Genomic DNA, 22,584 nt, shown 5'->3' on the forward strand with positions numbered 1-22,584 from the left:
GAAGGGCCAGCCCGTCCTTGGCGGCGGAGCCTCTTTTCGCCGCGCGCGAAGCGCGCGGCGCCCGGCCCAACGCGAGGAAGGTTGTGCGCGGAGCGCACAGCCTGACGAGGGGCGGGAGAACCTGCGGGAACGCGTCGCGGCGCTTTCCCCGACCGGCCGCGCGCGCTATAGAGGCGGAGGGAACATTCAGCAATAGGGTTTTGACATGGACGAGATCGTCATCCTGAGCGGCGCGCGCACCGCCATCGGCACCTTCGGCGGCAGCCTTGCCGGCACGCCCCTGTCCGAGGTCGCGACGCACGTGACCAAGGCCGCGCTGGAGCGCGCGGACGTCGAGGGCGGGCAGATCGGCACCGTCGTCTTCGGTCATGTCGGCAATACCGAGCCGCGCGACGCGTACCTCAGCCGCGTCGCCGCGATGCAGGCCGGCATCCCCGACAGCGCGCCGGCGATGAACGTCAACCGCCTTTGCGGGTCGGGCGCGCAGGCGATCGTGTCGGCCACGCAGGCCCTGGCGATGGGGGATGCCGATTTCGCGCTGGCCGGCGGCGCCGAGGCGATGAGCCGGATGCCCTATATCGTGCCCGCCCAGCGCTTCGGGCAGAAGATGGGCGACACCGCCGTTCTGGACATGATGCTGGGCGCGCTGACCTGCCCGTTCGGCACCGGCCACATGGGCGTGACCGCCGAGAACGTCGCCGCCGAGCATCAGATCACGCGCGAGGAACAGGACGCCTTTGCGCTGGAAAGCCAGAACCGCGCCGCGCGCGCCATTTCCGAGGGCCGGTTCAAGGACCAGATCGCGCCCTTCGTGATGAAGACCCGCAAGGGGGAGGTCAGTTTCGACACCGACGAGCACCCCAAGAAGACCTCGGCCGAGGCGCTGGCCGGGCTGCGGCCGGCCTTCCGCAAGGAGGGCAGCGTCACCGCGGGCAATGCCAGCGGCATCAACGACGGCGCCGCGGCGGTGGTGCTGGCGCGCGCCGAGGCCGCGGAGAAGGCCGGCCTGAAGCCGCGGGCGCGGATCCTGGGCTATGCGGTCGCCGGCGTGCGCCCCGAGGTGATGGGCATCGGCCCGGTGCCGGCGGTGCAGCAGCTGTGCGAGCGCTTCGGCCTCGACATCGCGGAGTTCGACGTGATCGAGTCGAACGAGGCCTTTGCCGCGCAGGCGCTGGCGGTCAACAAGGGGCTGGGCCTGGACCCGGCCAAGGTGAACCCCAACGGCGGCGCGATCGCGCTGGGTCATCCGGTCGGCGCGACCGGCACGATCCTGGTCGTCAAGGCGCTTTATGAGCTGGAGCGGATCGACGGCAAGCGCGCGCTGGTGACCATGTGCATCGGTGGCGGACAGGGTATTGCGCTGGCGCTGGAACGCGCCTGAGAGGCGCAAGATAGGCAGCATTTGAAGGTTTTGCAGCCGCTTGCGGCCGGCTAGCCCCGCGGTCAACGCGGGGCCGATCCGTCATCTTCTGTCTAATCCGCTGAAAAACAAATCTCTTTCCGCGACGTCACGCGCGAAAGCGGGATTATTTTGTGCGGGTCGGCGGGAACCGCGACCTCGCTTTGTGACTTGTCAGGATTAAGGGCGTTTTCACGCTCGGGCGCAATCGTGACCGGGCGACTGACCGTGCCGGAGAGCGGTCGGCGCGCATCGGGGTTCTGAAAGACGCGCTGAGCATGACGCTTCTGGACAAGTTGACCAGCGAACGCCGCGCCCGGCTTGCCGCCGAGCGTCTGCTGCAGTTCCGGATGCGCGAGATCGAGGCGCTGAAGGACGAGCTGAGCCATGCGCAGCGGCTGCTCAACACGAGGTCGCTGGAACTGCGCGATGCCTCGGTCGTGGCCAGCCGCACCGCCGCGCTGGAAGACGAAAGCCAGCGCGTGCGCAGCGACCTGGAGGCGGCGAACCAGACCGCGCTGATGGCCGAGCGGCGGCTGTGGGATTCGATCAACACGATCCGCGACGGTTTTGCCGTCTTCAACAGCCGCCAGGAACTGGTCGTCGCCAACCAGTCCTTCCTGCGCGTCTTCTCTGGCATCGCCGAGGTGCAGCCCGGCATCAGCTACGGCCGGCTTGCCGAACTGCTGGCCTGCGAGGGCCGCGTGGTGCTGGGCGACACCCGCCCCGAGGACTGGATCGAGATGATGCGCGCGCGCTGGATGCAGGAGAAGATCCCGGCGCAGGAGATCTCGCTGGCCGATGGCGGGATGGTGCGGCTGATGGACCGGCGCGCCCGCGGCGGCGACATCGTCACGCTGGCGCGCGACATCACCGAAAGCGCCCGCCACGCCGCCGAACTGGAAGAGGCGCGTCTGCGGGCGGAGGCGGCGAACCGCGCCAAGTCGGCGTTCCTGGCCAACATGAGCCACGAGATCCGCACGCCGATGAACGGCGTCGTCGGCATGGCCGAGCTTCTGTGCGACACCGGCCTGAACGAGGACCAGCGCCTTTGTGCCGAGACCATCCGGTCGTCGGGCGAGGCGCTGCTGGGCATCATCAACGATGTTCTGGATTTCTCGAAGATCGAGGCCGACCGGCTGGCGCTGCAGCCCGAACCCTTCGATCTGGAGCGCTGCATCCACGAGGTGCTGATCCTGCTGCAGTCGGGGGTGCGGGGGCGCGCGGTCGACCTGATCCTCGACTACGACCTCTTCCTGCCGACGCGGTTCATGGCCGATCCGGGGCGGATGCGGCAGGTGATGACGAACCTGGTGGGCAACGCGGTGAAGTTCACCGAGAAGGGGCATGTCCTGATCCGCGTGACCGGGGTGGAGCGCGCCGGCGGCCACGAATTGCACGTCACCGTCGAGGATACCGGCATCGGCATCGCGCCGGACAACCAGGACAAGATCTTTGCCGAATTCAGCCAGGTCGACGACCAGGCCAACCGCAAGTTCGAGGGGACCGGGCTGGGCCTGGCGATCACCCGGCGCCTGATCGAGATGATGGGTGGGCAGATCTGGGTGGAGTCCGAACTGGGCCGCGGGTCGTGCTTCGGCTTCAGCCTGACGCTGCCGCTGGCCGAGGAGGGCCCGGCGCTGACCGCCGAGCCGATCAGGCTGAACCGGATCCTGGTGGTCGACGACCATCTGGTCAACCGCACGATCCTGGAACGCCAGCTCGAAGCGCAGGGCCTCCAGGTGAAAAGCTGCGCTTTGGGCAGCGACGCGCTGGCGGCGGTGGCGCGCACCGTATGCGGCGCCGAGCCGGGGTTCGACCTGATCATCACCGACCACGAGATGCCGGGGATGAGCGGGCTCGATCTGGCCGTGCGGCTGCGCGCGCAGGGGACCACGACGCCGATCGTCCTCTTCACGTCGAACCCGGCAGCGGCGCAGGGGCATCCGGGCCTGGCGGAGATGCGCGCGATCCTGCAAAAGCCGCTTCTGCGTCGGGAACTGCTGCGTCAGTTGCACGAGATCGGCACCACCGGGCAGGCGGGTCCGGCCCCCGAACGCGCCGCCAACGAGCCCGCGGGCCCGGTCGCCGAGGCGTCGGACGACGACGAGCGGCGCATGCGCATCCTTGCGGCCGAGGACAACCGCACCAACCGGCTGGTCCTGTCGCGGATGATGGCCGGGCTGGATGTCGAGTTGAGCTTTGCCGAGGATGGCGAGCAGGCCGTCGAGGCCTTCCAGAAGCACCGCCCCGACCTGATCTTCATGGACATCTCGATGCCGCGGATGGACGGGCGCGAGGCGACGCGGGCGATCCGCCAGCTTCCGGGCGGCGCGCAGATCCCCATCGTCGCGCTGACCGCGCATGCGATGGAGGGGGATGGCGAGGAAATCATCGCCTCGGGCCTCGATCACTACCTGACGAAGCCGATCCGCAAGCCGCTGCTGGTCGAGGCGATCCTGCGCTACCGACCCGAGGACACGCGCCCGCCGGTGCGCAACGCGCTGGCGGCGGAGTAAACTTGCGCGGGGGTCGGCCGGGTCGGGGCTGGCTCAGGCCTCGGCGCGGTCGAGATGCGCCTGCGCCACGGACTGCAACCGCTCGACCATCGCCCGCACCCCGTTCGAACGCTGCGCGGACAGGTGGTCGTGCAGGCCCAGGCGGGAAAGTTCCTTCAGCGCGTCGATCGAGGGAACCTCGGCCACCGGCCGGCCGGCGAACAGCGTGTGCAGCACCGCGATCAGCCCGCGCACGATCATCGCGTCTGAATCGCCCAGGAAATCGAACCGGGCATGTGCGCCCTCGCCCTCGATCCGCGGAAAGACCCAGACCTGGCTGGCGCAGCCATCGACCTTGTTGACCGGAACTTTCAGCGCGGGTTCCATGGGTTCCATATCGCGCCCCATCTCGATGACATGACGGTAGCGGTCTTCCCAATCGTCGAGGAAGTCGAAGGTCTCGGCAAGGTCGTCGAATTCCGGCTGGGCCATCCGTTCCCCCTGAAATCACTTCCAGAGGTAGGTCGCGGGGGCGCAAAGGTCCAGTCCCCAGCGCCCTGCCCGGCCCGTCTTTTCAAAGCCTCCGCGATGGGCTAGGCAGGACGGGCGTGACCGGGTAAAGAAGCGCCCGGCCGGAAGAGGGACCGAGGATGACCAGACCGCTGATCGCCGCGCTTGCGCTGACCCTGGCCCTGTCGGCCTGCGGCACGGTCCGCGACTCGCGCTTCAATCCGTTCAACTGGTTCGGCACCTCGCGCAGCGAACCCGCGACGCTGGGACCGACGACGCAGTTCATCGACAACCGGGCGCTGGTGGCGCAGGTCACGTCGCTGGCGATCGAGCGGACCAGCACCGGCGCCATCGTGCGCGCCGAGGGGCTGACGCCGACGCAGGGCTGGTGGGACGCCGAACTGGTGCCGCAGACCAGCCTGCGCCCGATCGACGGGGTGGTCGTCTACGAATTCCGCATCGCCTCGCCGGTGCGGACGACGCGCACCTCGACCCCGCAATCTCGGTCGGTGTCGGTGGCCACCACGCTCAGTCAGGCGGAACTCGACGAGGTCCGCGAGATTGTCGTCATCGGGGCCCAGAACCAGCGCCGCGTCCGTCGCTGACCGACTGCGGTCGGACCGCGCCGGCCGGCAGCGAAGGACAGTTCAGACAGGCAGTTCGATCGTGCGGACCTGCGCGCCCTTGGCGGTCAGCGCCAGTTCCCCGCGACAGAGCCGCAGCGCATCATTGCCGAAAAGTTCCGCCCGCCAGCCCCGCAACGTGGACAGATCGCGCTGGCCCGCCGCGATCGCGTCGAGGTCGGCGGCGTTGGCGATAAGCTTTTGCGCGACGCCCGACTCCTCGGACCTTGCCTTCAGCAGGACGCGCAGAAGGTCGGCCAGCGCCGGGTTGACCTGCATCTGCGCGTTCTGGCCGTTGAGCGGCACCGGCCAGTCCTCGGGCGGCATCGCCTGGGCGGCGCGGACCGCAGCCAGGATTCCGTCGGCGATCTCTCCGCGCCGCGCCTCGCGCAGCAAAAGCCGCGAGCGCCCCAGCGCCTCGTGGCTGTCGGGGCGGGTCGAGGCCATCTCGAGGATCGCGTCGTCCTTGAAGACGCGCGAGCGCGGGATGTTGCGGCTTTGCGCCATTTCCTCGCGGAAACGGGCGAGTTCCTTTACCGCGGCCATGAACTTGCCCGACTGGCCGCGCGTCTTGATCCGCTGCCAGGCGTCCTCGGGGCGGGTGATGTAGGTCTCGGGCGAGGACAGGACCTCCATCTCCTCGGCCAGCCAGTGGGCGCGCCCGTTCCGTTCCAGCTCGGCGGCGAGATGCTCGTAGATCACGCGCAGATGGGTGACATCGGCCAGCGCATAGCGTTTCTGCGCATCGGTCAGCGGGCGGTGCGACCAGTCGGTGAAGCGCGAGGTCTTGTCGAGATTGGCGCGCGCGATCTTGCGCACCAGCGTCTCGTAGCCGGCCTGTTCGCCGAAGCCGCAGACCATCGAGGCGATCTGCGTGTCGAAGAGCGGCTGCGGGATGACGCCGCCGTCGATCCAGAAGATCTCCACATCCTGGCGAGCGGCGTGGAAGACCTTGGTCACCGCGGGGTTGCGCATCAGATCGAAAAGCGGCGCGAGGTCGATCCCGTCGACCAGCGGATCGACCAGCACGGCCCGGTCATTGGCATTGTCGGCAGGGGTCACGGGCAGCGCGAGTTGCACCAGGCACAGCTTCGAGTAATAGGTCCGCTCGCGCAGGAACTCGGTATCGACGGTGACATAGGGTTCGCCGGCAGCTTCGGCGCAGAAGGCCGCAAGCGCCTCGGTCGTGGTGATGGTCTGCATCCTGCCTCGCTCAGCGGACTGACGGTAGCGCGCGCCTGTCATATTGCGCCGCTGGCGGAATGAAAAGACCGCAGGGCCGGCGCGGCCGGCGGCTGCCTTGCGCTGGCGGCCCGCGCCCCGCTATGCTGGCCCACCGATCCCCGGCAGGAACGCCCGAATGCCCGACTCTGCCGATTCCCTGCGCCGCCTGACCGCCTTGACCCTGGGGCTGGCGCTGGCGCTGATGATCTTCTGGCTCTTGTCGATCGGGCGCGGGCTGTTGATGCCGATCGTCGTGGCGGTGCTGTCGGTCTATATCATCACCTCGGCCTCGGCGGCGCTGGGACGGTTCCGCGCGACGACCTGGATGCCGCAGATCCTGCGCAAGCTGATCCTGCTTCTGGCCTTCACCGTGATCCTGACCGCGTTCAACGGCGTGGTGATCGTCACCGTCCGGGACCTGCTCACGCAGGCGCCCGAGTATCAGGCCAACCTGGAACAGATGATCGCCCGGGGCATGCAGTTGCTGGGGCTGGAGGGCAACCCGGACTGGCGCACGATCCAGGACATGACCATCGGGCGCATCGACATGCAGCGGCTGATCGGCGGCGTCGCCGGGTCGGTGGGGGCGCTGGCCGGGTTTCTGATCCTGATCGTGGTCTACGCCGTCTTTCTCTTCGCCGAAGCCTCGGGCTTTGCGTACAAGCTGTCGGTGGCGCTGCCCGACCGGCTGCAGGCAGAGCGCACGATGGCGGTGATCCGCTCGATCAACGCGCGGATCAGCGAGTATCTGGCGGTGAAGACGCTGATCAATTTCGTGATCGGCGCCATTTCCTTCGGGATCCTATGGGCTTTTGGCGTCGATCACGCGCTGTTCTGGGCCCTGCTGATCGGCGTGCTGAACTACATCCCCTATTTCGGCTCGCTCATCGCGGTCGCGTTTCCGGTGCTGATGGCGGTGGTGCAGTTCGGCTCGATCGCGACGGTGGTGTCGCTGGCGGCGCTGTTGACCGGCGCGCAGATGTTCGTCGGCAACTGGCTGGAGCCGCGCATGATCGGGCGCAAGGTCAACATGTCGCCCTTCGTCGTGGTGGTGGCGCTTTCCTTCTGGACGACCTTCTGGGGTGTGCCGGGTGCGATCCTGGCGGTGCCGCTGACCTCGATGCTGGCGATCATCCTAGCGGCGTTCGACCAGACGCGGCCGATCTCGGTCCTTCTGGCGCAGGATGTCAGCGAGTTCGAACAGCCGCGGCACAAGGCCATCGTTGCCCCGCCGCCGACCAACCCTTGACCTGCGTCAAGTCGCGAAGGGCATCGCTGCGCATAGACTGGGCCCCGGCGGCGGAGCACGGGCAGGGACATGGACAAGCAGCAGCAGTATCACACCTGGTATTTCATCGCCGCCTTTCTTGCGTTGCTGGCGTTCCAGAGCTGGCTCTCCACAGCCTCGGTGACCGAGCGTATCCCCTACTCGACCTTCCTCGAACACCTCGAGGCCGACCGCATCGCCACGGTGACCGTGCGCGCCGAGCAGATCGAGGGGCGCTATCGCGACCCGGTGGGCGGCAACACCCATTTCGTCACCAACATCGTGCCGGGCGATCTGACGAGCCGGCTGGAGCGGTCGACCGCCGAATTCGACGGCACGGTGCAGAACACGATTCTGGCGATGGTGCTGTCCTGGGTGGTGCCGATCGCGCTGATCCTGTTCGTCTGGCTCTATGTCTTTCGCCGCTTCGCCGAACGTCAGGGGCTGGGCGGCATGATGAACGTCGGCAAGTCCAAGGCCAAGGTTTATGTCGAGCGCGACACCGGCGTGACCTTCGACGATGTCGCCGGCGTCGACGAGGCGAAGGCGGAGCTGAAGGAAATCGTCGATTTCCTCAAGGAGCCCGAGAAGTTCGGCCGCCTCGGCGCGCGCATCCCCAAGGGCATCCTGCTGACCGGCCCGCCGGGCACCGGCAAAACCCTCTTTGCCCGCGCCATCGCCGGCGAGGCCGGCGTGCCGTTCTTTTCCATCTCCGGCTCGGAATTCGTCGAGATGTTCGTGGGCGTCGGCGCGGCACGGGTGCGCGACCTCTTCGATCAGGCGCGCAAGGCCGCCCCCTGCATCATCTTCATCGACGAGTTGGACGCCCTCGGCAAGCGGCGCGGGATCGGCAATTTCGGCGGCGGCCATGACGAGAAGGAGCAGACCCTCAACCAGCTTCTGGCCGAGTTAGACGGGTTCGACCCGCGCGAGGGGATCGTGCTGCTGGCCGCTACCAACCGGCCCGAGATCCTGGACCCCGCCCTGATGCGCGCCGGCCGCTTCGACCGTCAGGTGGTCGTCGACCGACCCGACAAGACCGGCCGCGCCGCGATCCTGCGCGTGCATCTGCGCAAGGTGACCGTCGATCCCGCGCTGGATATCGAGGCGGTCGCCGGGCTGACACCGGGCTTCACCGGCGCGGAACTGGCCAACCTCGTAAACGAGGCTGCGATCCAGGCCACCCGCCGCGGCGGCGAGCGGGTGAACATGACGGACGTGACCCAGGCCATCGAGCGCATCGTCGCCGGGATGGAACGCAAGGGACGGCTGCTGAACGCGCGCGAACGCGAAACCGTCGCCTGGCACGAAATGGGCCACGCGCTGGCCGCCGCCACCCTGCCCGGCGCCGATCCGGTGCACAAGGTCTCGATCATCCCGCGCACCATCGGCGCGCTCGGCTACACCATGACCCGGCCGACCGAGGACCGCTTCCTGATCACGCGGTCGGAACTGGAAAACCGCATGGTCATGCTGCTCGCCGGCCGCGCCGCCGAGGAAATCCGCTTCAACGAAGTCTCGACCGGGGCCGCCGACGACCTGGTGCGCGCCACCGACATCGCCCGTCAGATCGTCACCCGCTTCGGCATGCACGAAGACCTGGGCCAGGCGGTCCTGGAGCCGGAGCGCGGCGGCTTTCTGGGCGACGACCGCACGCATTTCAGCCCGCGCGACCACTCCGAGGCGACGGCCCGCGAGGTCGACCTGGCGGTGCGCGGGCTGCTCGACGCCGCCTATGCGCGCGCCCTGGCGCTGCTGCGCGAGCGCGCGAACGACCTGAAAGCGGGCGCCACCCTCCTTCTTGAACGCGAGACGATCACCCCCGAGGATTTCCCACCCCTGCGCCCGAAAAGCGCCGAAGCGGCGGAGTAAACGACATGCCCAAGGCCAAGACATCGCGACCCAAACGCCCCACCCCCACGCCCGACGCACGTGCCACCGTCAAGCCAGCCCCCGTTCCGGCCGCGTCGCCGGTCACCCAGCCGGCCCCGCAACGCCCCCGCGCGCAGGAACATTCCTACCAGACGCTCGACCGGGCGGCGATGGCGGCCATCGCGCCCTTCACCGCCGGGCTTTCCCCGCACGCGATGATCGACGCCTGGGCCGACTGGGCGATGCATCTTGCCCGCGCGCCGGGACGGCAGCTGGAACTGATCGGGCGGGCGCAGACCAATGCAATGAAACTCGCGCGCTACGGCGCCGAGACGATGCTGGGCCAGGCCCCGGAAAAACCTTTCCCGCTCAAACCCTCGGACACGCGCTGGCGTCACGAGGGCTGGGACCAGTTGCCCTTCGGGCTCTGGCAGCAGGGCTTTCTCGCCGTGCATGACTGGTGGGACGCCGCCACCGCCGACCTGCGCGGCCTGCGCAAGCAGAACAACGAGCGCACGGGCTTTCTTGCCCGCCAGCTTCTGGACACCGTGTCGCCGGCGAACTTCCCGCTCGCCAACCCCGAGATGCTGGAGGCGACCGCGCGATCGGGCGGGCGCAACTGGATCGAAGGCGCCGGGCACTTCGTCGAGGACGCGGTCCGCACGCTGACGCAGGAGCACAAGCCCATCCCGCCCGAGTTCGAATTGGGCAGGCATCTGGCCTGCACCCCCGGGCAGGTGGTCTGGCGCAACGATATCATGGAGTTGATCCAGTACGCGCCGCAGACCGAAACCGTCCAGGCCGAACCGGTGCTGATCGTGCCCGCGTGGATCATGAAATACTACGTGCTCGACCTCAGCCCGCAGAATTCGCTGATCAACTGGCTTGTGGGTCGGGGCTTCACGGTCTTCTGCATCTCCTGGTGCAACCCGACCGGCAGGCAGGCCGATCTGGCGCTGGAAGACTACCGCCGCCGCGGCATCATGGAGGCGCTGGAGGCGGTCAACGCCATCGTGCCGGATGTAAAAGTGCATGTGAACGGCTATTGCCTGGGCGGCACGCTGCTGGCTATCGCCGTGGCCAAGATGGCGCGCGACTGCGACGACCGTATCGCCTCGGTCACGCTGATGGCCGCGCAGGTCGATTTCGCCGAGGCCGGCGAGTTGCTGCTATTCCTCGACGAAAGCCAGGTCGCCTTTCTGGAGGACATGATGTGGTCGCGGGGCTATCTCGACCGGCCGCAGATGGCCGGCGCCTTCGCCGCCATCCGGTCCGAGGATCTGATCTGGTCGCGCGCCGTGCGCCGCTATTTCCTGGGCGAATCCGACCTGCCCTCGGACCTTGGCGTCTGGAACGGCGACACGACGCGGATGCCGGCGCGGATGCATTCGGAATACCTGCGCGGTATCTTCCTGGAAAACCGCATCACCGCAGGGCGCTTCGCGGTCGAGGGGCGGCCGATCGCGCTCAAGGACATCGCGGTGCCGATGTTCGTGATCGGCACCGAGACCGACCACATCGCGCCCTGGCGCTCGGTCTACAAGACCGCGCTCTTCACCGACTGCGACCTGCATTTCCTGCTGACCAAGGGCGGGCACAACGGCGGCATCCTGTCCGAGCCCGGCCACAAGGGGCGGCACTACCGCATCGGCCACCGCCCGCCCGGCGCGCATTACCGCGACGCCGACAACTGCCTCGCCATGCACCCGCCAAAGCCGGGCTCGTGGTGGCCGGAATGGGGCGATTGGCTGCTTTCGCACAGCTCCGGCGCCACGACGCCGCCCGAGACGGGCAGGCCCGAGGCCGGCTACCCGCCGCTGGAACCCGCGCCCGGCAGCTATATTCACCAGCCTTGAGGCGGTCTGCATCCGGCCGGCGGGGCAGTGGCGGGAGGTGGTTGAAATCAGGTTAAGATTTTTTCACTTTTCAAGCACAATCAGAAGGTTACGCGTTTGTCCAAGCTTGGACCGGGCCAGCAAATCGTCGATTTACCCCTGCTTGGGGCCTCCTGGCGGTCTCAATCGGACGCCCGCAACGCCTCCAGGAACGCATCACCGAACCGCTCCGCCCGCTTCTCGCCAAGGACCCGCTCGATCCCCGCCAGGTCGCGCGGCCGCTCCTTCGCGATCCGTGCCAGTTGCGCGGGCGAGCAGCTCAGCGGCTTTTCCCTGCCGTCCGATCCCCGGTCCAGGTCGCGCGCCGCCGCCTCCAGCCGGTCATAGAGCCCCGCCCCCGCACCGCCCGCCAGCTTCCGCCGCGCCGGGTGCGGCAGGTCGACCGCCTCGCGCGTGATCACCTCCAGGAAAGACGCGCCATAACGCTCCAGCTTCGTCGCGCCCACGCCGGTGATCCCGGCGAAGGCATCCAGCGTCGCCGGCCGCTTCTCGGCCATCTCGATCAGGGACCGGTCGTTGAAGATCACATAGGGCGGCACCTTCGCCGCTTCCGCCAGCTTGCGCCGATGCGCCTTCAACGCGGCCAGCAGCGGCGCGTCCTCGTCCGCGACCAGCGCCTTCGGTTCGGGCCGCGTGCGCGCCTCGCTCATGCTGTCCTCGCGCAGATGCACCGCCTCCTCGCCGCGCAGCACCGGGCGCGCGGCTTCGGTCATCCGCAGCGCGCCGTGCCGCTCGGGGTCGGGGCGGACCAGATCGCGGCCCATCATCTGCCGGAACACCGCCTGCCAGCCGGCACGCGGCAACTCGCGCCCCACGGCGAAGGTCGGCAACCGGTCGTGCCCGCGCTGCTTCACCTTGTCGGTCGCATTCCCGGTCAGGATGTCGATCAGATGCCCCGCGCCGAAGCTCTCGCCCGTCCGCAGCACCGCCGACAGCGCCTTGCGCACCGGCTCGGTCGCGTCGAACAGCCGCGCCGGCGTCGCGCAAAGATCGCAGTTGCCGCAGGGCTCGGGCGTCTCGCCAAAGAACTCCAGAAGCACCTGCCGCCGACAGCGCGTGGCCTCGGCGAGACCCAGCAGCGCGTTCAGCCGCCCGTGATCGGCGGCGCGACGCTCCGCCGGTGCGGGGCTCTCGTCGATCTGCGCGCGCCGCAGGCGGATGTCGTCGGGGCCGTAGAGCGTCAGCGTATCGGCCGGCAGCCCATCGCGGCCGGCGCGCCCAATCTCCTGGTAGTAGGCCTCGATCGACTTCGGCAGGTCGGCATGCGCCACCCAGCGCACATCGGGCTTATCGACGCCCATGCCGAAGGCAACGGTGGCGCAGACGATCAGCCCCTCGTCAACCTGGAACATCCCCTCGACCTTGCGGCGTTCCCAATCTTCCAGCCCGCCGTGATAGGCGCGCGCCGCGTGCCCCTCGGCCTCCAGCGCCGCGGCCAGCGTTTCGGTGCGCGCGCGGGTGGCGCAATAGACAATGCCCGACTGCCCGCGCCGCCGGTCGGCGAAGGCGAGGATCTGCTTGCGCGGGCTGTTCTTGACGGCGAAAGCGAGGCGAATGTTCGGCCGGTCGAAGCCACGCAGGAAGACCTGCGGCGCCGCCTCGCCAAAGAGGCGGGCGACGATCTCGTCGCGCGTCGCGGCGTCGGCGGTCGCGGTAAAGGCCGCCAGCGGCACGCCCAGCCGGCGCCGCAACTCGCCGATGCGCAGGTAGTCGGGACGGAAATCGTGGCCCCACTGGCTGACGCAATGCGCCTCATCGACCGCGATCAGCGTCGCGCCGGCCCGCTGGAGCATGCCCGTGCTGGCCGTGGACGCCAGACGCTCCGGCGCAATGTAGAGGAGTTTCAACCGCCCCTCCGCAAGCGCCGCGGCAATCTCGGCGTTTTCCTCCGGCGTGTTGCCCGAGGTCATCGCCGCCGCCGCCACGCCCGCTTCCTGCAGCCCGCGCACCTGGTCGCGCATCAACGCGATCAGCGGTGAGATCACGACTGTCAGCCCCTCGCGGCAGAGCGCCGGCAACTGATAGCAGAGCGACTTGCCGCCCCCGGTCGGCATGATCGCCAGCACGTCGCGCCCCGCGATCACGGCGCGCGCGATCTCCTCCTGCCCCGGGCGAAAGCCGGAAAATCCGAAGATGCGCGCCAGTGCCTGTTCCGGGGTCAACGACACGGGCACAAGGGATCGGTCAGACGAGCGCGTGCAGGTTGTTCTGGATCACGATCCTGAGCGCATAGATCGCCAGCAGCAACACCAGCGGCGACAGGTCGATCCCGCCCATGTCTGGCAGAAAGGCCCGGATTCGGCTGTAGATCGGCTCCAGCAGGCGGTTCAGGCCATCCCATATCTGCGCCACGATCGGCTGGCGCAGGTTCAGCACCTGGAAATTGATCAACCAGCTGAGCACGACATGCACCAGCACGATGAACCACAGCACATCGAGGATCAGATAGACGATTTGCAGAAGCGACAGCATCGAACCTCCGGGCGTGTCCTGGGCAGGCAAAGACCTAAGACACGGCGCTGGAAAGGGCAACGCCTGATCGGCGCCTTCCGCTCGCGGCGGCCATTGCGAAGGGCGTCATGCGCCTGAGCGCACCAGCGCCGGCGCCCGGTATCAGGCCGCCAGCCCCTTGCGACCCATCTCAAGGAACTTGCGTCGACGGTCGGCGATCAACGCCGGCGCATCCTTCTTCACCAACCGCTCCAGCACCTCGTTCAGGGCGCGGTCAACCGCTTTGATGGCCGCCTGCCGGTCGCGCTGCGCCCCGCCCAACGGTTCGGGGATGATCGCATCGCTCACCCCCAGCTTGAGAAGGTCCTGCGCCGTCAGCCGCAGCGCCTCGGCCGCCTCGCGCATCTTTTCGGCGTCCTTCCACAGGATCGAGGCGCAACCTTCGGGCGAGATCACCGAATAGACGGAATGTTCCAGCATCAGGACGCGGTTCGCCGTGGCCAGCGCCACCGCCCCGCCCGAGCCCCCCTCGCCGATCACCACGGACACAAGCGGCACGCCGATCTCCAGGCATTTCTGCGTGCAGCGCGCGATCGCCTCGGCCTGGCCGCGTTCCTCGGCGCCCTTGCCGGGATAGGCGCCGGGCGTGTCGACCAGTGTCACCACCGGCAACTTGAAGCGATGCGCCAGATCCATCAGCCGGATCGCCTTGCGGTAGCCTTCCGGCCGGGCCATGCCGAAGTTCCGCTCGATGCGGCTCTTCGTGTCCGAGCCCTTCTCCTGCCCGATCACGACGATGGGCCGATCATGAAACCGCGCCAGCCCCCCCATGATCGCATGGTCGTCGGCGAAATTCCGGTCGCCGGCCAAGGGGGTGTATTCGGAGAAAAGCGCGTCGATATAGTCCTTGCAATGCGGGCGGTCAGGGTGGCGCGCCACCAGGCATTTCCGCCAGGGGCTAAGCTGGCGATAGAGATCGGCAAGAAGCTGCTGTGCCTTGCGGTCCAGCGCCTCGGCCTCTTTCTCGACATCCATCTCGGGGTTGGCGCGCGCCATGGCGCGCAACTCGGCGGCCTTGCCCTCGATCTCGGCCAGCGGTTTTTCGAATTCCAGATAGTTCATTGGCCACCCGTCTGCGTCCGCGCCTATATGCCCGCGCCTCCGCTGCGATGCAATGGCCGCGCCGTGACCGACCCCGCAGAATGGCGCCTTCCGCCTTTCGGCCGCCGTGTATAGGCTTGCGTCAAACGGAAGGGAGGATTCATGTCGGCTGACACCATCGTGCCCGGCCCGCGCAACCTGATCACCGATGTCGCCGGTCTTTCGGTCGGCAACGCCGCGGATGCGCGACTTAAAAGCGGCGTGACCGTGCTTCTGGGCGATGCGCCGATGGTGGCCGGCGTGCATGTCATGGGCGGCGCCCCCGGCACGCGCGAGACCGATCTGCTGGCGCCCGACAAGATGGTTCCGGCCGTCGACGCGCTGGTCCTCTCGGGCGGGTCCGCCTTCGGGCTGGACGCGGCGGGCGGCGTGGTTTCGGAACTGCGCACCCTTGGCCGCGGCTTTGCGGTCGGGGATGCGCGCGTGCCCATCGTGCCCGCGGCGATCCTGTTCGACCTGCTCAACGGCGGCGACAAGGCCTGGACCGATACCCCCTATCCCGCGCTCGGGCGCGCCGCCATGCAGGCGGCAGACTTGGATTTCGCACTCGGAACCTGCGGCGCCGGAGCCGGTGCGACGGTCGCCGGACTGAAGGGGGGGCTGGGGTCGGCCTCGCTGCGCCTGCCGAGCGGGATAACGGTCGGCGCGCTGGTCGCGGTGAACGCGGTGGGGGGCGTCACCATGGGCGCGGGCCCGCATTTCTGGGCCGCCCCGTTCGAGGTCGGCGCGGAATTCGGCGGCCTCGGGCCGGCGCGCGAACAACTGCCGATGACGCCGTTCCAGGTCAAGCGTCTGGGCGAGGCGACGACAATCGGCATCGTCGCCACCGACGCCACGCTGGACAAGGCACAGGCCACGCGCTTTGCCACGGCCGCGCATGACGGGCTCGCCCGCGCAATCGTGCCGGCCCACACGCCCCACGATGGTGACCTGGTCTTCGGCGTCGCGACCGGCCTGCACCCCCTGCCCGAGCGTGGCGCGCTTGCACTCGGGCACGCCGCGGCCCTGTGCACGAGCCGGGCCATCGCCCGCGCGGTCTATCTGGCCCATCCCGAACCGGGCGATCTGCTGCCGTGCTGGTCCACCCGCTTCGGTTCGCACGGAGGCGCGCAATGATCCTGGGCATCGGCGCGGATCTGGCCAACATCGAACGGATCGAGGCGACGCTCGCGCGCTTCGGAAGCCGCTTCATCAACCGCGTCTTCACCGCCGAGGAAATCGAGACCGCCAACCGAAGGCAGCGACGCGCCGCCACCCTTGCGCGCCGATGGGCCGCGAAGGAAGCATGCGCCAAGGCGCTGGGGACCGGGCTGCGCATGGGTGTCGGCTGGCGCGACATGTCGGTGAGCAACCGGGACATCGGCCAGCCGCATCTGGTGTTGACCGGCTGGGCGGCAAAGCGCCTGCAGGCGATGACCCCGCCGGACCATGAGGCGGTGGTTCATCTGTCGATCAGCGACGATCATCCCTGGGCGCAGGCCTTCGTCGTGATCGAGGCGCGCGCCATCGGCCCCTCAGGCCGATCCACGCCCTGACCGCTGCCCCGCCGGGTCAGCCGCGATCCCGCAGGCTGAAATAGACCAGCGCCAGAACCGCCCAGATCAGCCCTGCGAAAAGCGCCGTCATCGCGATCAGGAACAACCGGCGCGGATACTCGGCCCGTTGCGCAAGGGTCGGCTGGATGAAGGTCGCCAGATAAAGCTGCTGCCGCTCCGAATTCGTCCGCGCGGCATCCATCGCGGTCAGGGCGGCGCGGTAGGATTGTTCGGCGAATTCCTGATCGACCCGCAAACTCTCGTACTGGCCCAGAAGCTGCGGATAATCGGTATTGTCGACCGTCACGTCCTGCGCCGCGAACGTGCGCCGCTCGTCCACGATACGGTCGCGGATCACCTCGATCCGGCGCGCGGCCTGGCGGACCCGCGGATCGGTCGCGTCGGCGGAAAGCGCCAGCAGATCGAAATCCACCAGCGACTGGGCCAGCTGCTGCTGCAGATTGCTCAGGACCCCCATGCGGCCCTCGATGTCGGCAATCGGGTCGAGGATCTGTGTCCGCGCCCGGAAGCCGACCATCTCCTCGCGGGCGTTGCGCAGGCGTTCAAGCGCCTCCTGCAGATCGGCCGCGGCATTGGTCATGCTGTCGCGCCGGGCGGTTTCGTTCAGCATGTTGATCATCGCCTCGCTCTCGGCGACGATCCGCTGCGCGATGTCGCGCGCCGTCCCGGGGTCGCGGGCGCGCACCTGCACCATGATCAGTCCGGAATTCTTGTTGTAGTTGACCCGCACCATCCGCTGCCAGAACCAGTGCAGGTCCTCGATGGTCGCATCGGGCCAGATCGAGAAGACCGGATCTTGCGGCCATGTCGCGGCATAATGTTCCAGCAGGCTGACCTGCGCGTCTATTCGCTCGACAATCTCCTGGCTCTGCAGGAATTCGAACAGCAGATCGGCATTGCCGGCGCTGCCACCGCCGACGAGCTGGGACAGCCCGCCAAGGATCTCGCTGGCCGATTCGGTCTCGCCCTGGCGGATGGTGAACCCGGTGCTCGACGCGAACTGATCGCGCGCGAAGACCCCCAGATAGGTCGCGCTGACCAGGACCGGCAGCAGCACCAGCAGGACGAGGCTCAGCAGGAAACCACGATTCCGCTGCACGTAGCCTTGGCGCGTCACGCGCTTCGCTGGCGGCCCGGTGCTGGAAAGCGGCGGCTTCGTATCGACGCCACCGCCGGGGTCGCCGACCCGAAGCGCGGGCTTGGGGTTTGCGACAGCGGTGTCGCTTTTCTTCTCCGGCTCCGGCACGCGCGCATCGGCGCGTTTTTCATTAACCGCCCCACTCCCGGTCGGCGCTGGCCGAGCGCTGCTGTCCCGACCGGCGTTCTTCAAAGTGTCCGGACCGCCTTGCGCCACGCCCTGCTCAATTCGAAAGGATGAACCCTGCCCCCAAGACCCTACCGTTTCGCGCAGGCGAAGGCCAGCGCCCCGCGCGAGCGGGCAGGTCCGAATACCCGGATCGCGCGCAACGGATCGCGCGGCCGCGGACGGACGCACCCATGCGGAACCGGAGGACAGGTTCCCGGACGCCGCCACGAGCGGATCGATGACGATCCGCCCTGAAATTCCGAAAGTCATTGTGTTTTCTGGCAGGGGCAGAGGGACTCGAACCCCCGACCCTCGGTTTTGGAGACCGATGCTCTACCAACTGAGCTATACCCCTGTGCCTGATCGCGTGCTATGCCAGCCCCGCGGGGAAATCAAGTGCCTTTGGCCGGGACCGGTGGCCAGCATCGGTGTCGCTTTTGCACGATCACGCGTCGGCTCCACCGGACCCTTGGGCGCCGCAACCTGCATGGTGCGCCAAACAATCCGGAGAGTCGCGCCATGAAGACCCATGTGAAAGCCCTTGTCGTCGGCGGCGGTGCGGTGGGCACCGGCATCGCCTATCACCTGGCGCGGGCCGGCTGGGAGGTGATGCTGATCGAGCGTGACGAGCTGACCTCGGGCTCCACCTGGCACGCGGCGGGGCTTCTGCCGCTCTTCAACATGGGCTATGCCACCAGCCACATCCACGACTATTCGGTGAAGTTCTACAAGACGCTGGAGGCCGAAACCGGCCTCAACCCCGGCTTCTATGTCGTCGGCAACCTGCGCATGGCCCAGACCGACGCGCGGATGGACGAATACCGCCTTTATTCCGCCACCGCCGAAACCGTCGGCATCGAACACGAATGGCTGAGCCCCGCGCAGATCAGGGACCGCTGGCCGCTGGTGCGCACGGACGATCTGAAGGGCGCGATCTACCACCCCACCGACGGCTACATCAATCCGGCGGACGTCACGCAGGCGATGGCCAAGGGCGCCCGCCAGTTGGGCGCCGAGATTCACCGCCGCCTGCAGGTCGATGCCTACCGCTGGACCGGCAGCGAATGGGTCGTGACCTGCACGAAGATGGTGGAACGGGGCGGCAACCTCGTCCCCTCGGACGAGAAGGTGGAAATCACCGCCGAACATGTCGTCACCGCCACCGGCAACCACGCGCAGCGCACCGCGCGACTTCTGGGCATCAAGATCCCCGCAATCCCGGTGGAGCATCAGTACATCGTCACCGAACCCGACCCCGCCCTGCGCGACTGGCGCAAGGCGGGCAACCCCGAACACCCCGTTCTGCGCGACGCCGACGCGAAATGGTACGTGCGCGAGGAACGCGGCGGCTGGATCCTCGGCCCCTACGAGCGCAACGCCCCCGCCCGCTTCCTCTACGACGTGCCCGAGAGCTTCCGCGCCGACCTCTTCCCTCTCGATCTGGAGCGGATCGAGGAGGAATACATGTCCATGATCCACCGCATTCCGTCCTCGGAATCAGTGGGGCTGAAGGACGATTACAACGGCCCCATCTGCTACACGCCCGACGGCAACCCCCTCGTCGGCCCCGCGCCCGGCCTGCGCAACATGTGGCTGGCCGAGGGGTTCAGCTTCGGCATCACCGCCGCCGGCGGCACCGGCCACTACCTCGCGCAGCTGATGACCGCGGGCGAGGCCGAGATCGACATGGCCTCGCTAGACCCGCGCCGCTTCGGCGACTGGATGACCACCGACTACGCCGCCCGCAAGAACGAGGAGGCGTATGACCATGTCTACATCCTTCACCACCCCGACGAGGAACGCCCCGCCTGCCGCCCGCTGCGCACCGCCCCCTGCTACGACCGCGTCAAGGCGCGCGGCGCGCAGTTTGGCCAGGTCAACGGCTGGGAACGGCCCAACTACTACGCCCCCGAAGGCTTCGACGATCACGCCGCGCGCTCCTTCCGCCGCGGCGGCTGGTGGCAATACGCGGTCGAGGAGGCGCAAGCCATCCGCGAGGGCGTCGGCCTGATCGACGCCAGCGCGTTCACCAAGCACCTCGTCCGCGGCCCCGGCGCCACCGCCTTCCTGGACTGGTTCACCTGCAACAAGCTGCCGAAAGTCGGGCGCATCAACCTGACCTACGCGCTGACCGGCGCCGGCACCGTGCGCACCGAATACACCATCGTCCGGCTGGCCGAGGATGAATACTATCTGGTCAGCGCCGGCGCCTGGACCGCCTATGACGCCGACTTCCTGCACAAGGCGGCCGCGGATTTCAGCACCCGCGAGGGCGCCTCCATCGACATCCACGACGTCACCACGCAATGGGGCGTTTTCGCCATTGCCGGGCCGAAATCGCGCGAACTCCTGAACCCGCTCGTCCGCGACGCCGACCCGGCCACGGTGCTCTCGAACAAGCGCTTCCCCTGGCTCTCGTACCGCCCCATCGAACTGGCCATGTGCCCCGTCCGCGCCATCCGCGTGGCCTATACCGGGGAACTGGGCTGGGAACTCCACCATCCGATCGAGATGCAGAACTACCTTTTCGACCAGATCATGGCGGCGGGCGAGGGCGTCGGCATGAGGCTCGTCGGCGCGCGCGCCCAGAACTGGCTGCGGCAGGAGAAAAGCTACCGCGCCTTCGGCAACGAACTCGGCCGCGACGCCACGCCGCTCGAGGCCGACCTGCCGCGCTTCGTGAACCTCTCGAAAGACTTTCACGGCAAAGCGGCGATGGAGGAGACCGGCATCCGCTCGACCTGCGTGACGCTGCTGATCGACGGGCCGCCCGACGCCGACCCTTGGGGCCGCGAAGCCCTCTATGCCGGCGACAGGAAGGTCGGACGCCTCACCTCGGGCGGCTACTCGGTGGCCTTCGGCAAGCAGATCGGCATGGGCTACGTCACCCCCGACGACGCCACCCCCGGCACGAAGCTCAAGGTGAGGATGTTGCGCGAGTTGTGGGATGCCGAAGTCGCCCCCGACAGCCCCTACGACCCGAACAACGCCCGTATTCGCGCCGACGGCTGAGAGCCGACGGCGCGAAGCAGCCGCGCAATCGGCGGCTCCATCCGCGCCAGCGCCTTGCGCTGATCCTCGGCGCGCAGGCGCCGGGCGATGGCTTCGTAATGGTCGAAATCGATGGTGCCGTCGGAACGGCGGCGGATCTGGGTCGCGTGGGTCTGATCGTCGGGGGTCATCGCATGTCCTCCTGAACTGTACGGACAGTTTCGCATCGCGCGCGGCCCGGCGCTTGAGCCCGACCTTGCGGTAGTCTTGAGAAACCCTTGCGGATTGCCTGATTTCGTCCGCCGCGCGCGCAAGGCCGCTTTGTGCGTCACGCCGGCGATGGTATCCTTTCACCATGCGATATCAGTTCGGCGATTGCGTCCTCTGCCCCGAGACCTTCACGCTGGAGGTCGCGGGGGAGCCTCGACCCGTGGAGCCGCAGGTCTTCGACCTTCTGCACCTGCTGATCTCGCGCGCCGGGGACCTGGTCACGCATGACGACCTGATCGCAAAGGTCTGGGGCGGACGGATCGTCTCGGACGCCGCGATCAGTTCACGCATCAGCGCGGCGCGCGCGGCCATCGGCGATGACGGGACCCGGCAGGTCTGGATCCGCACGGTCCCGCGCCGGGGTTTCCGCTTCGTGGGCGAGGCCCGCGCCCAGGGCCCGCGCCCACCGGCCGCGGCAACCGCGCATCAGACGATCGGTTTCTGCCATTCGGCCGACGGCACGCGCATCGCCTGGGCGCGCAGCGGAAGTGGTCCGCCCCTCTTGCGCGCGGGACATTGGCTGACGCATCTGGAACACGATTGGCAGAGCCCGGTCTGGCGGCCGCTCCTCGAGGAATTCTCGCAGCACTTCACCCTCTGGCGCTACGATCAGCGCGGCAATGGCCTGTCGGATCGCCGGCCCGAGGATCTGTCGCTCGGCGCGATGGTGGACGACCTGACGGCGGTGACGGATGCCGCCGGGCTCGACGGGTTCACGCTCTACGGCACGTCGCAGGGCGTGCCGATCGCCATCGAATACGTGCTGCGCCATCCCGGCCGCGTCTCCCGGCTGATCCTGCATGGCGGCTTCGAACGCGGCCGCGCGCTGCGCGACAGCGACGGCGGCGCGGCAATGAGCGAGGCGCTGGTGACCCTCATTCGCGAAGGCTGGGGCCGGCCCGGCTCCGCCTTCGTGCGCGCCTTCGTCGAGATCTTCATCCCGGACGGCACCAAGGCGCAGATCGACTCGCTGGCCGACCTGCAACGGCTCTGCACCGATGCCGAGATGGCGGCGCGGCTGCGCCGCGCGACGGATCATTTCTCGGTCGCCGGGCGGCTGAGCGGGGTGCGCGTGCCGACCCTGGTCCTGCACGCCCGCGCCGATGCGGTGCATCCCCTCGAACAGGGCCTCACGCTCGCCGCGCGGATACCGGGCGCCGAGTTCGTGCAACTCGACAGCGCCAATCACGTCATCCTGCCGCAGGAACCGGCCTGGGAGGTTCTTTTCGCCGCCATCCACCGCGCCGTCGAAGCCGAGGATCGCAGCGATTAGGGCCAGCGCCCCACTCTCCCCCCCTCCCCCTCGGAAAGCGTGACGGAAGTTCTCCCGCCCCTCGTCAGGCTGTGCGCTTTGCGCACAACCTTCCTCGCGTTGGGCCGGGCGTCGCGCGCTTCGCGCGCGGCGAAAAGATGCTACGCCGCCCAAGGTCGGTCATAACCACCGCCCTGCGGCATTTTCTGTCCGAAAATATCCCGCGGGTGAATTGGCGCAGCCAAGAGGGGGGCAGCGCCCCCTTGCGCGCCCCGGTCACAGCCCGACACCCGCCGCCACAGACCTTGC

17 protein-coding genes and 1 tRNA gene are annotated in these 22,584 nt (G+C 68.3%); 10 read left to right on the plus strand and 8 right to left on the minus strand.

Annotation, left to right across the window (positions count from 1 at the left end):
• The first annotated feature begins 205 nt into the window (after positions 1-205).
• Positions 206-1,381: an acetyl-CoA C-acyltransferase family protein gene (locus tag IM708_RS13040; RefSeq protein ID WP_209427012.1), complete on the plus strand. Its 1,176-nt coding sequence runs from the start codon at positions 206-208 to the stop codon at positions 1,379-1,381.
• 296 nt (positions 1,382-1,677) lie between these two features.
• Positions 1,678-3,918: a response regulator gene (locus IM708_RS13045; RefSeq protein WP_209427013.1), complete on the plus strand. Its 2,241-nt coding sequence runs from the start codon at positions 1,678-1,680 to the stop codon at positions 3,916-3,918.
• 33 nt (positions 3,919-3,951) lie between these two features.
• Here the strand turns inward: IM708_RS13045 and IM708_RS13050 are convergent, their stop codons facing one another.
• Positions 3,952-4,389 (minus strand): SufE family protein, encoded by a 438-nt coding sequence (locus IM708_RS13050; RefSeq protein ID WP_209427014.1) that lies wholly within the window; start codon positions 4,387-4,389, stop codon positions 3,952-3,954.
• A 158-nt stretch (positions 4,390-4,547) separates the two neighbouring features.
• Here IM708_RS13050 and IM708_RS13055 point away from each other — a divergent pair, with 158 nt between their 5' ends.
• Positions 4,548-5,012 carry a hypothetical protein gene (locus tag IM708_RS13055; protein ID WP_209427015.1) on the plus strand — a complete coding sequence of 155 codons (465 nt, stop codon included), beginning with the start codon at positions 4,548-4,550 and terminating at the stop codon, positions 5,010-5,012.
• A gap of 42 nt (positions 5,013-5,054) precedes the next feature.
• On the opposite strand, the gene rnd is transcribed toward IM708_RS13055, so the two are convergent.
• Positions 5,055-6,233 carry a ribonuclease D gene (rnd, locus tag IM708_RS13060; RefSeq protein ID WP_209427016.1) on the minus strand — a complete coding sequence of 393 codons (1,179 nt, stop codon included), beginning with the start codon at positions 6,231-6,233 and terminating at the stop codon, positions 5,055-5,057.
• A gap of 157 nt (positions 6,234-6,390) precedes the next feature.
• Here rnd and IM708_RS13065 point away from each other — a divergent pair, with 157 nt between their 5' ends.
• The 3 genes from IM708_RS13065 to IM708_RS13075 all read left to right on the plus strand — a co-directional run bounded on the left by IM708_RS13065 (position 6,391) and on the right by IM708_RS13075 (position 11,249).
• Positions 6,391-7,503: an AI-2E family transporter gene (locus IM708_RS13065; protein ID WP_209427017.1), complete on the plus strand. Its 1,113-nt coding sequence runs from the start codon at positions 6,391-6,393 to the stop codon at positions 7,501-7,503.
• A 69-nt stretch (positions 7,504-7,572) separates the two neighbouring features.
• Complete coding sequence (ftsH, locus tag IM708_RS13070; protein ID WP_209427018.1) at positions 7,573-9,393, plus strand: ATP-dependent zinc metalloprotease FtsH; 1,821 nt, start codon at positions 7,573-7,575, stop codon at positions 9,391-9,393.
• A gap of 5 nt (positions 9,394-9,398) precedes the next feature.
• Positions 9,399-11,249 carry an alpha/beta fold hydrolase gene (locus IM708_RS13075; RefSeq protein ID WP_209427019.1) on the plus strand — a complete coding sequence of 617 codons (1,851 nt, stop codon included), beginning with the start codon at positions 9,399-9,401 and terminating at the stop codon, positions 11,247-11,249.
• Between the two features lie 161 nt (positions 11,250-11,410).
• Here IM708_RS13075 and recQ read toward each other — a convergent pair whose 3' ends face one another.
• The 3 genes from recQ to IM708_RS13090 all read right to left on the minus strand — a co-directional run bounded on the left by recQ (position 11,411) and on the right by IM708_RS13090 (position 14,861).
• A complete protein-coding gene (gene recQ / locus IM708_RS13080; RefSeq protein WP_348524970.1) occupies positions 11,411-13,456 on the minus strand; it encodes a DNA helicase RecQ in 2,046 nt (681 codons plus the stop codon).
• 16 nt (positions 13,457-13,472) lie between these two features.
• Entirely contained in the window at positions 13,473-13,760 is a 288-nt protein-coding gene (locus IM708_RS13085) for a YggT family protein (protein WP_209427020.1), read from the minus strand.
• A gap of 141 nt (positions 13,761-13,901) precedes the next feature.
• Entirely contained in the window at positions 13,902-14,861 is a 960-nt protein-coding gene (locus tag IM708_RS13090; protein ID WP_209427021.1) for an acetyl-CoA carboxylase carboxyltransferase subunit alpha, read from the minus strand.
• A 141-nt stretch (positions 14,862-15,002) separates the two neighbouring features.
• Between IM708_RS13090 and IM708_RS13095 the strand changes: the two genes are divergently transcribed.
• Together IM708_RS13095 and acpS are read left to right on the plus strand one after the other, a co-directional pair.
• A complete protein-coding gene (locus IM708_RS13095) occupies positions 15,003-16,016 on the plus strand; it encodes a P1 family peptidase (protein WP_245243176.1) in 1,014 nt (337 codons plus the stop codon).
• Complete coding sequence (gene acpS, locus IM708_RS13100) at positions 16,013-16,435, plus strand: holo-ACP synthase (RefSeq protein WP_209427022.1); 423 nt, start codon at positions 16,013-16,015, stop codon at positions 16,433-16,435. The genes IM708_RS13095 and acpS overlap by 4 nt, the downstream gene beginning before the upstream one ends.
• A gap of 16 nt (positions 16,436-16,451) precedes the next feature.
• Here the strand turns inward: acpS and IM708_RS13105 are convergent, their stop codons facing one another.
• On the minus strand, positions 16,452-17,702 hold the full coding sequence (locus tag IM708_RS13105) for a sugar transporter (RefSeq protein WP_209427023.1): 1,251 nt from the start codon (positions 17,700-17,702) through the stop codon (positions 16,452-16,454).
• 339 nt (positions 17,703-18,041) lie between these two features.
• A tRNA-Trp gene (locus IM708_RS13110) sits at positions 18,042-18,117 on the minus strand.
• Between the two features lie 164 nt (positions 18,118-18,281).
• On the opposite strand from IM708_RS13110, the gene IM708_RS13115 reads away from it, so the two are divergent.
• Positions 18,282-20,774: an FAD-dependent oxidoreductase gene (locus tag IM708_RS13115; protein WP_209427024.1), complete on the plus strand. Its 2,493-nt coding sequence runs from the start codon at positions 18,282-18,284 to the stop codon at positions 20,772-20,774.
• Here IM708_RS13115 and IM708_RS13120 read toward each other — a convergent pair.
• Positions 20,735-20,944: a hypothetical protein gene (locus IM708_RS13120; RefSeq protein WP_209427025.1), complete on the minus strand. Its 210-nt coding sequence runs from the start codon at positions 20,942-20,944 to the stop codon at positions 20,735-20,737. The two genes, IM708_RS13115 and IM708_RS13120, sit on opposite strands and share 40 nt — an antisense overlap.
• 164 nt (positions 20,945-21,108) lie before the next feature.
• Here IM708_RS13120 and IM708_RS13125 point away from each other — a divergent pair, with 164 nt between their 5' ends.
• Positions 21,109-22,296 (plus strand): alpha/beta fold hydrolase, encoded by a 1,188-nt coding sequence (locus IM708_RS13125; RefSeq protein ID WP_209427026.1) that lies wholly within the window; start codon positions 21,109-21,111, stop codon positions 22,294-22,296.
• The last annotated feature ends 288 nt before the right edge of the window (positions 22,297-22,584 follow it).

The sequence above is a fragment of the Pararhodobacter sp. SW119 genome, from assembly GCF_017811755.1.
In the GTDB taxonomy this organism is placed as follows: domain Bacteria; phylum Pseudomonadota; class Alphaproteobacteria; order Rhodobacterales; family Rhodobacteraceae; genus Pararhodobacter.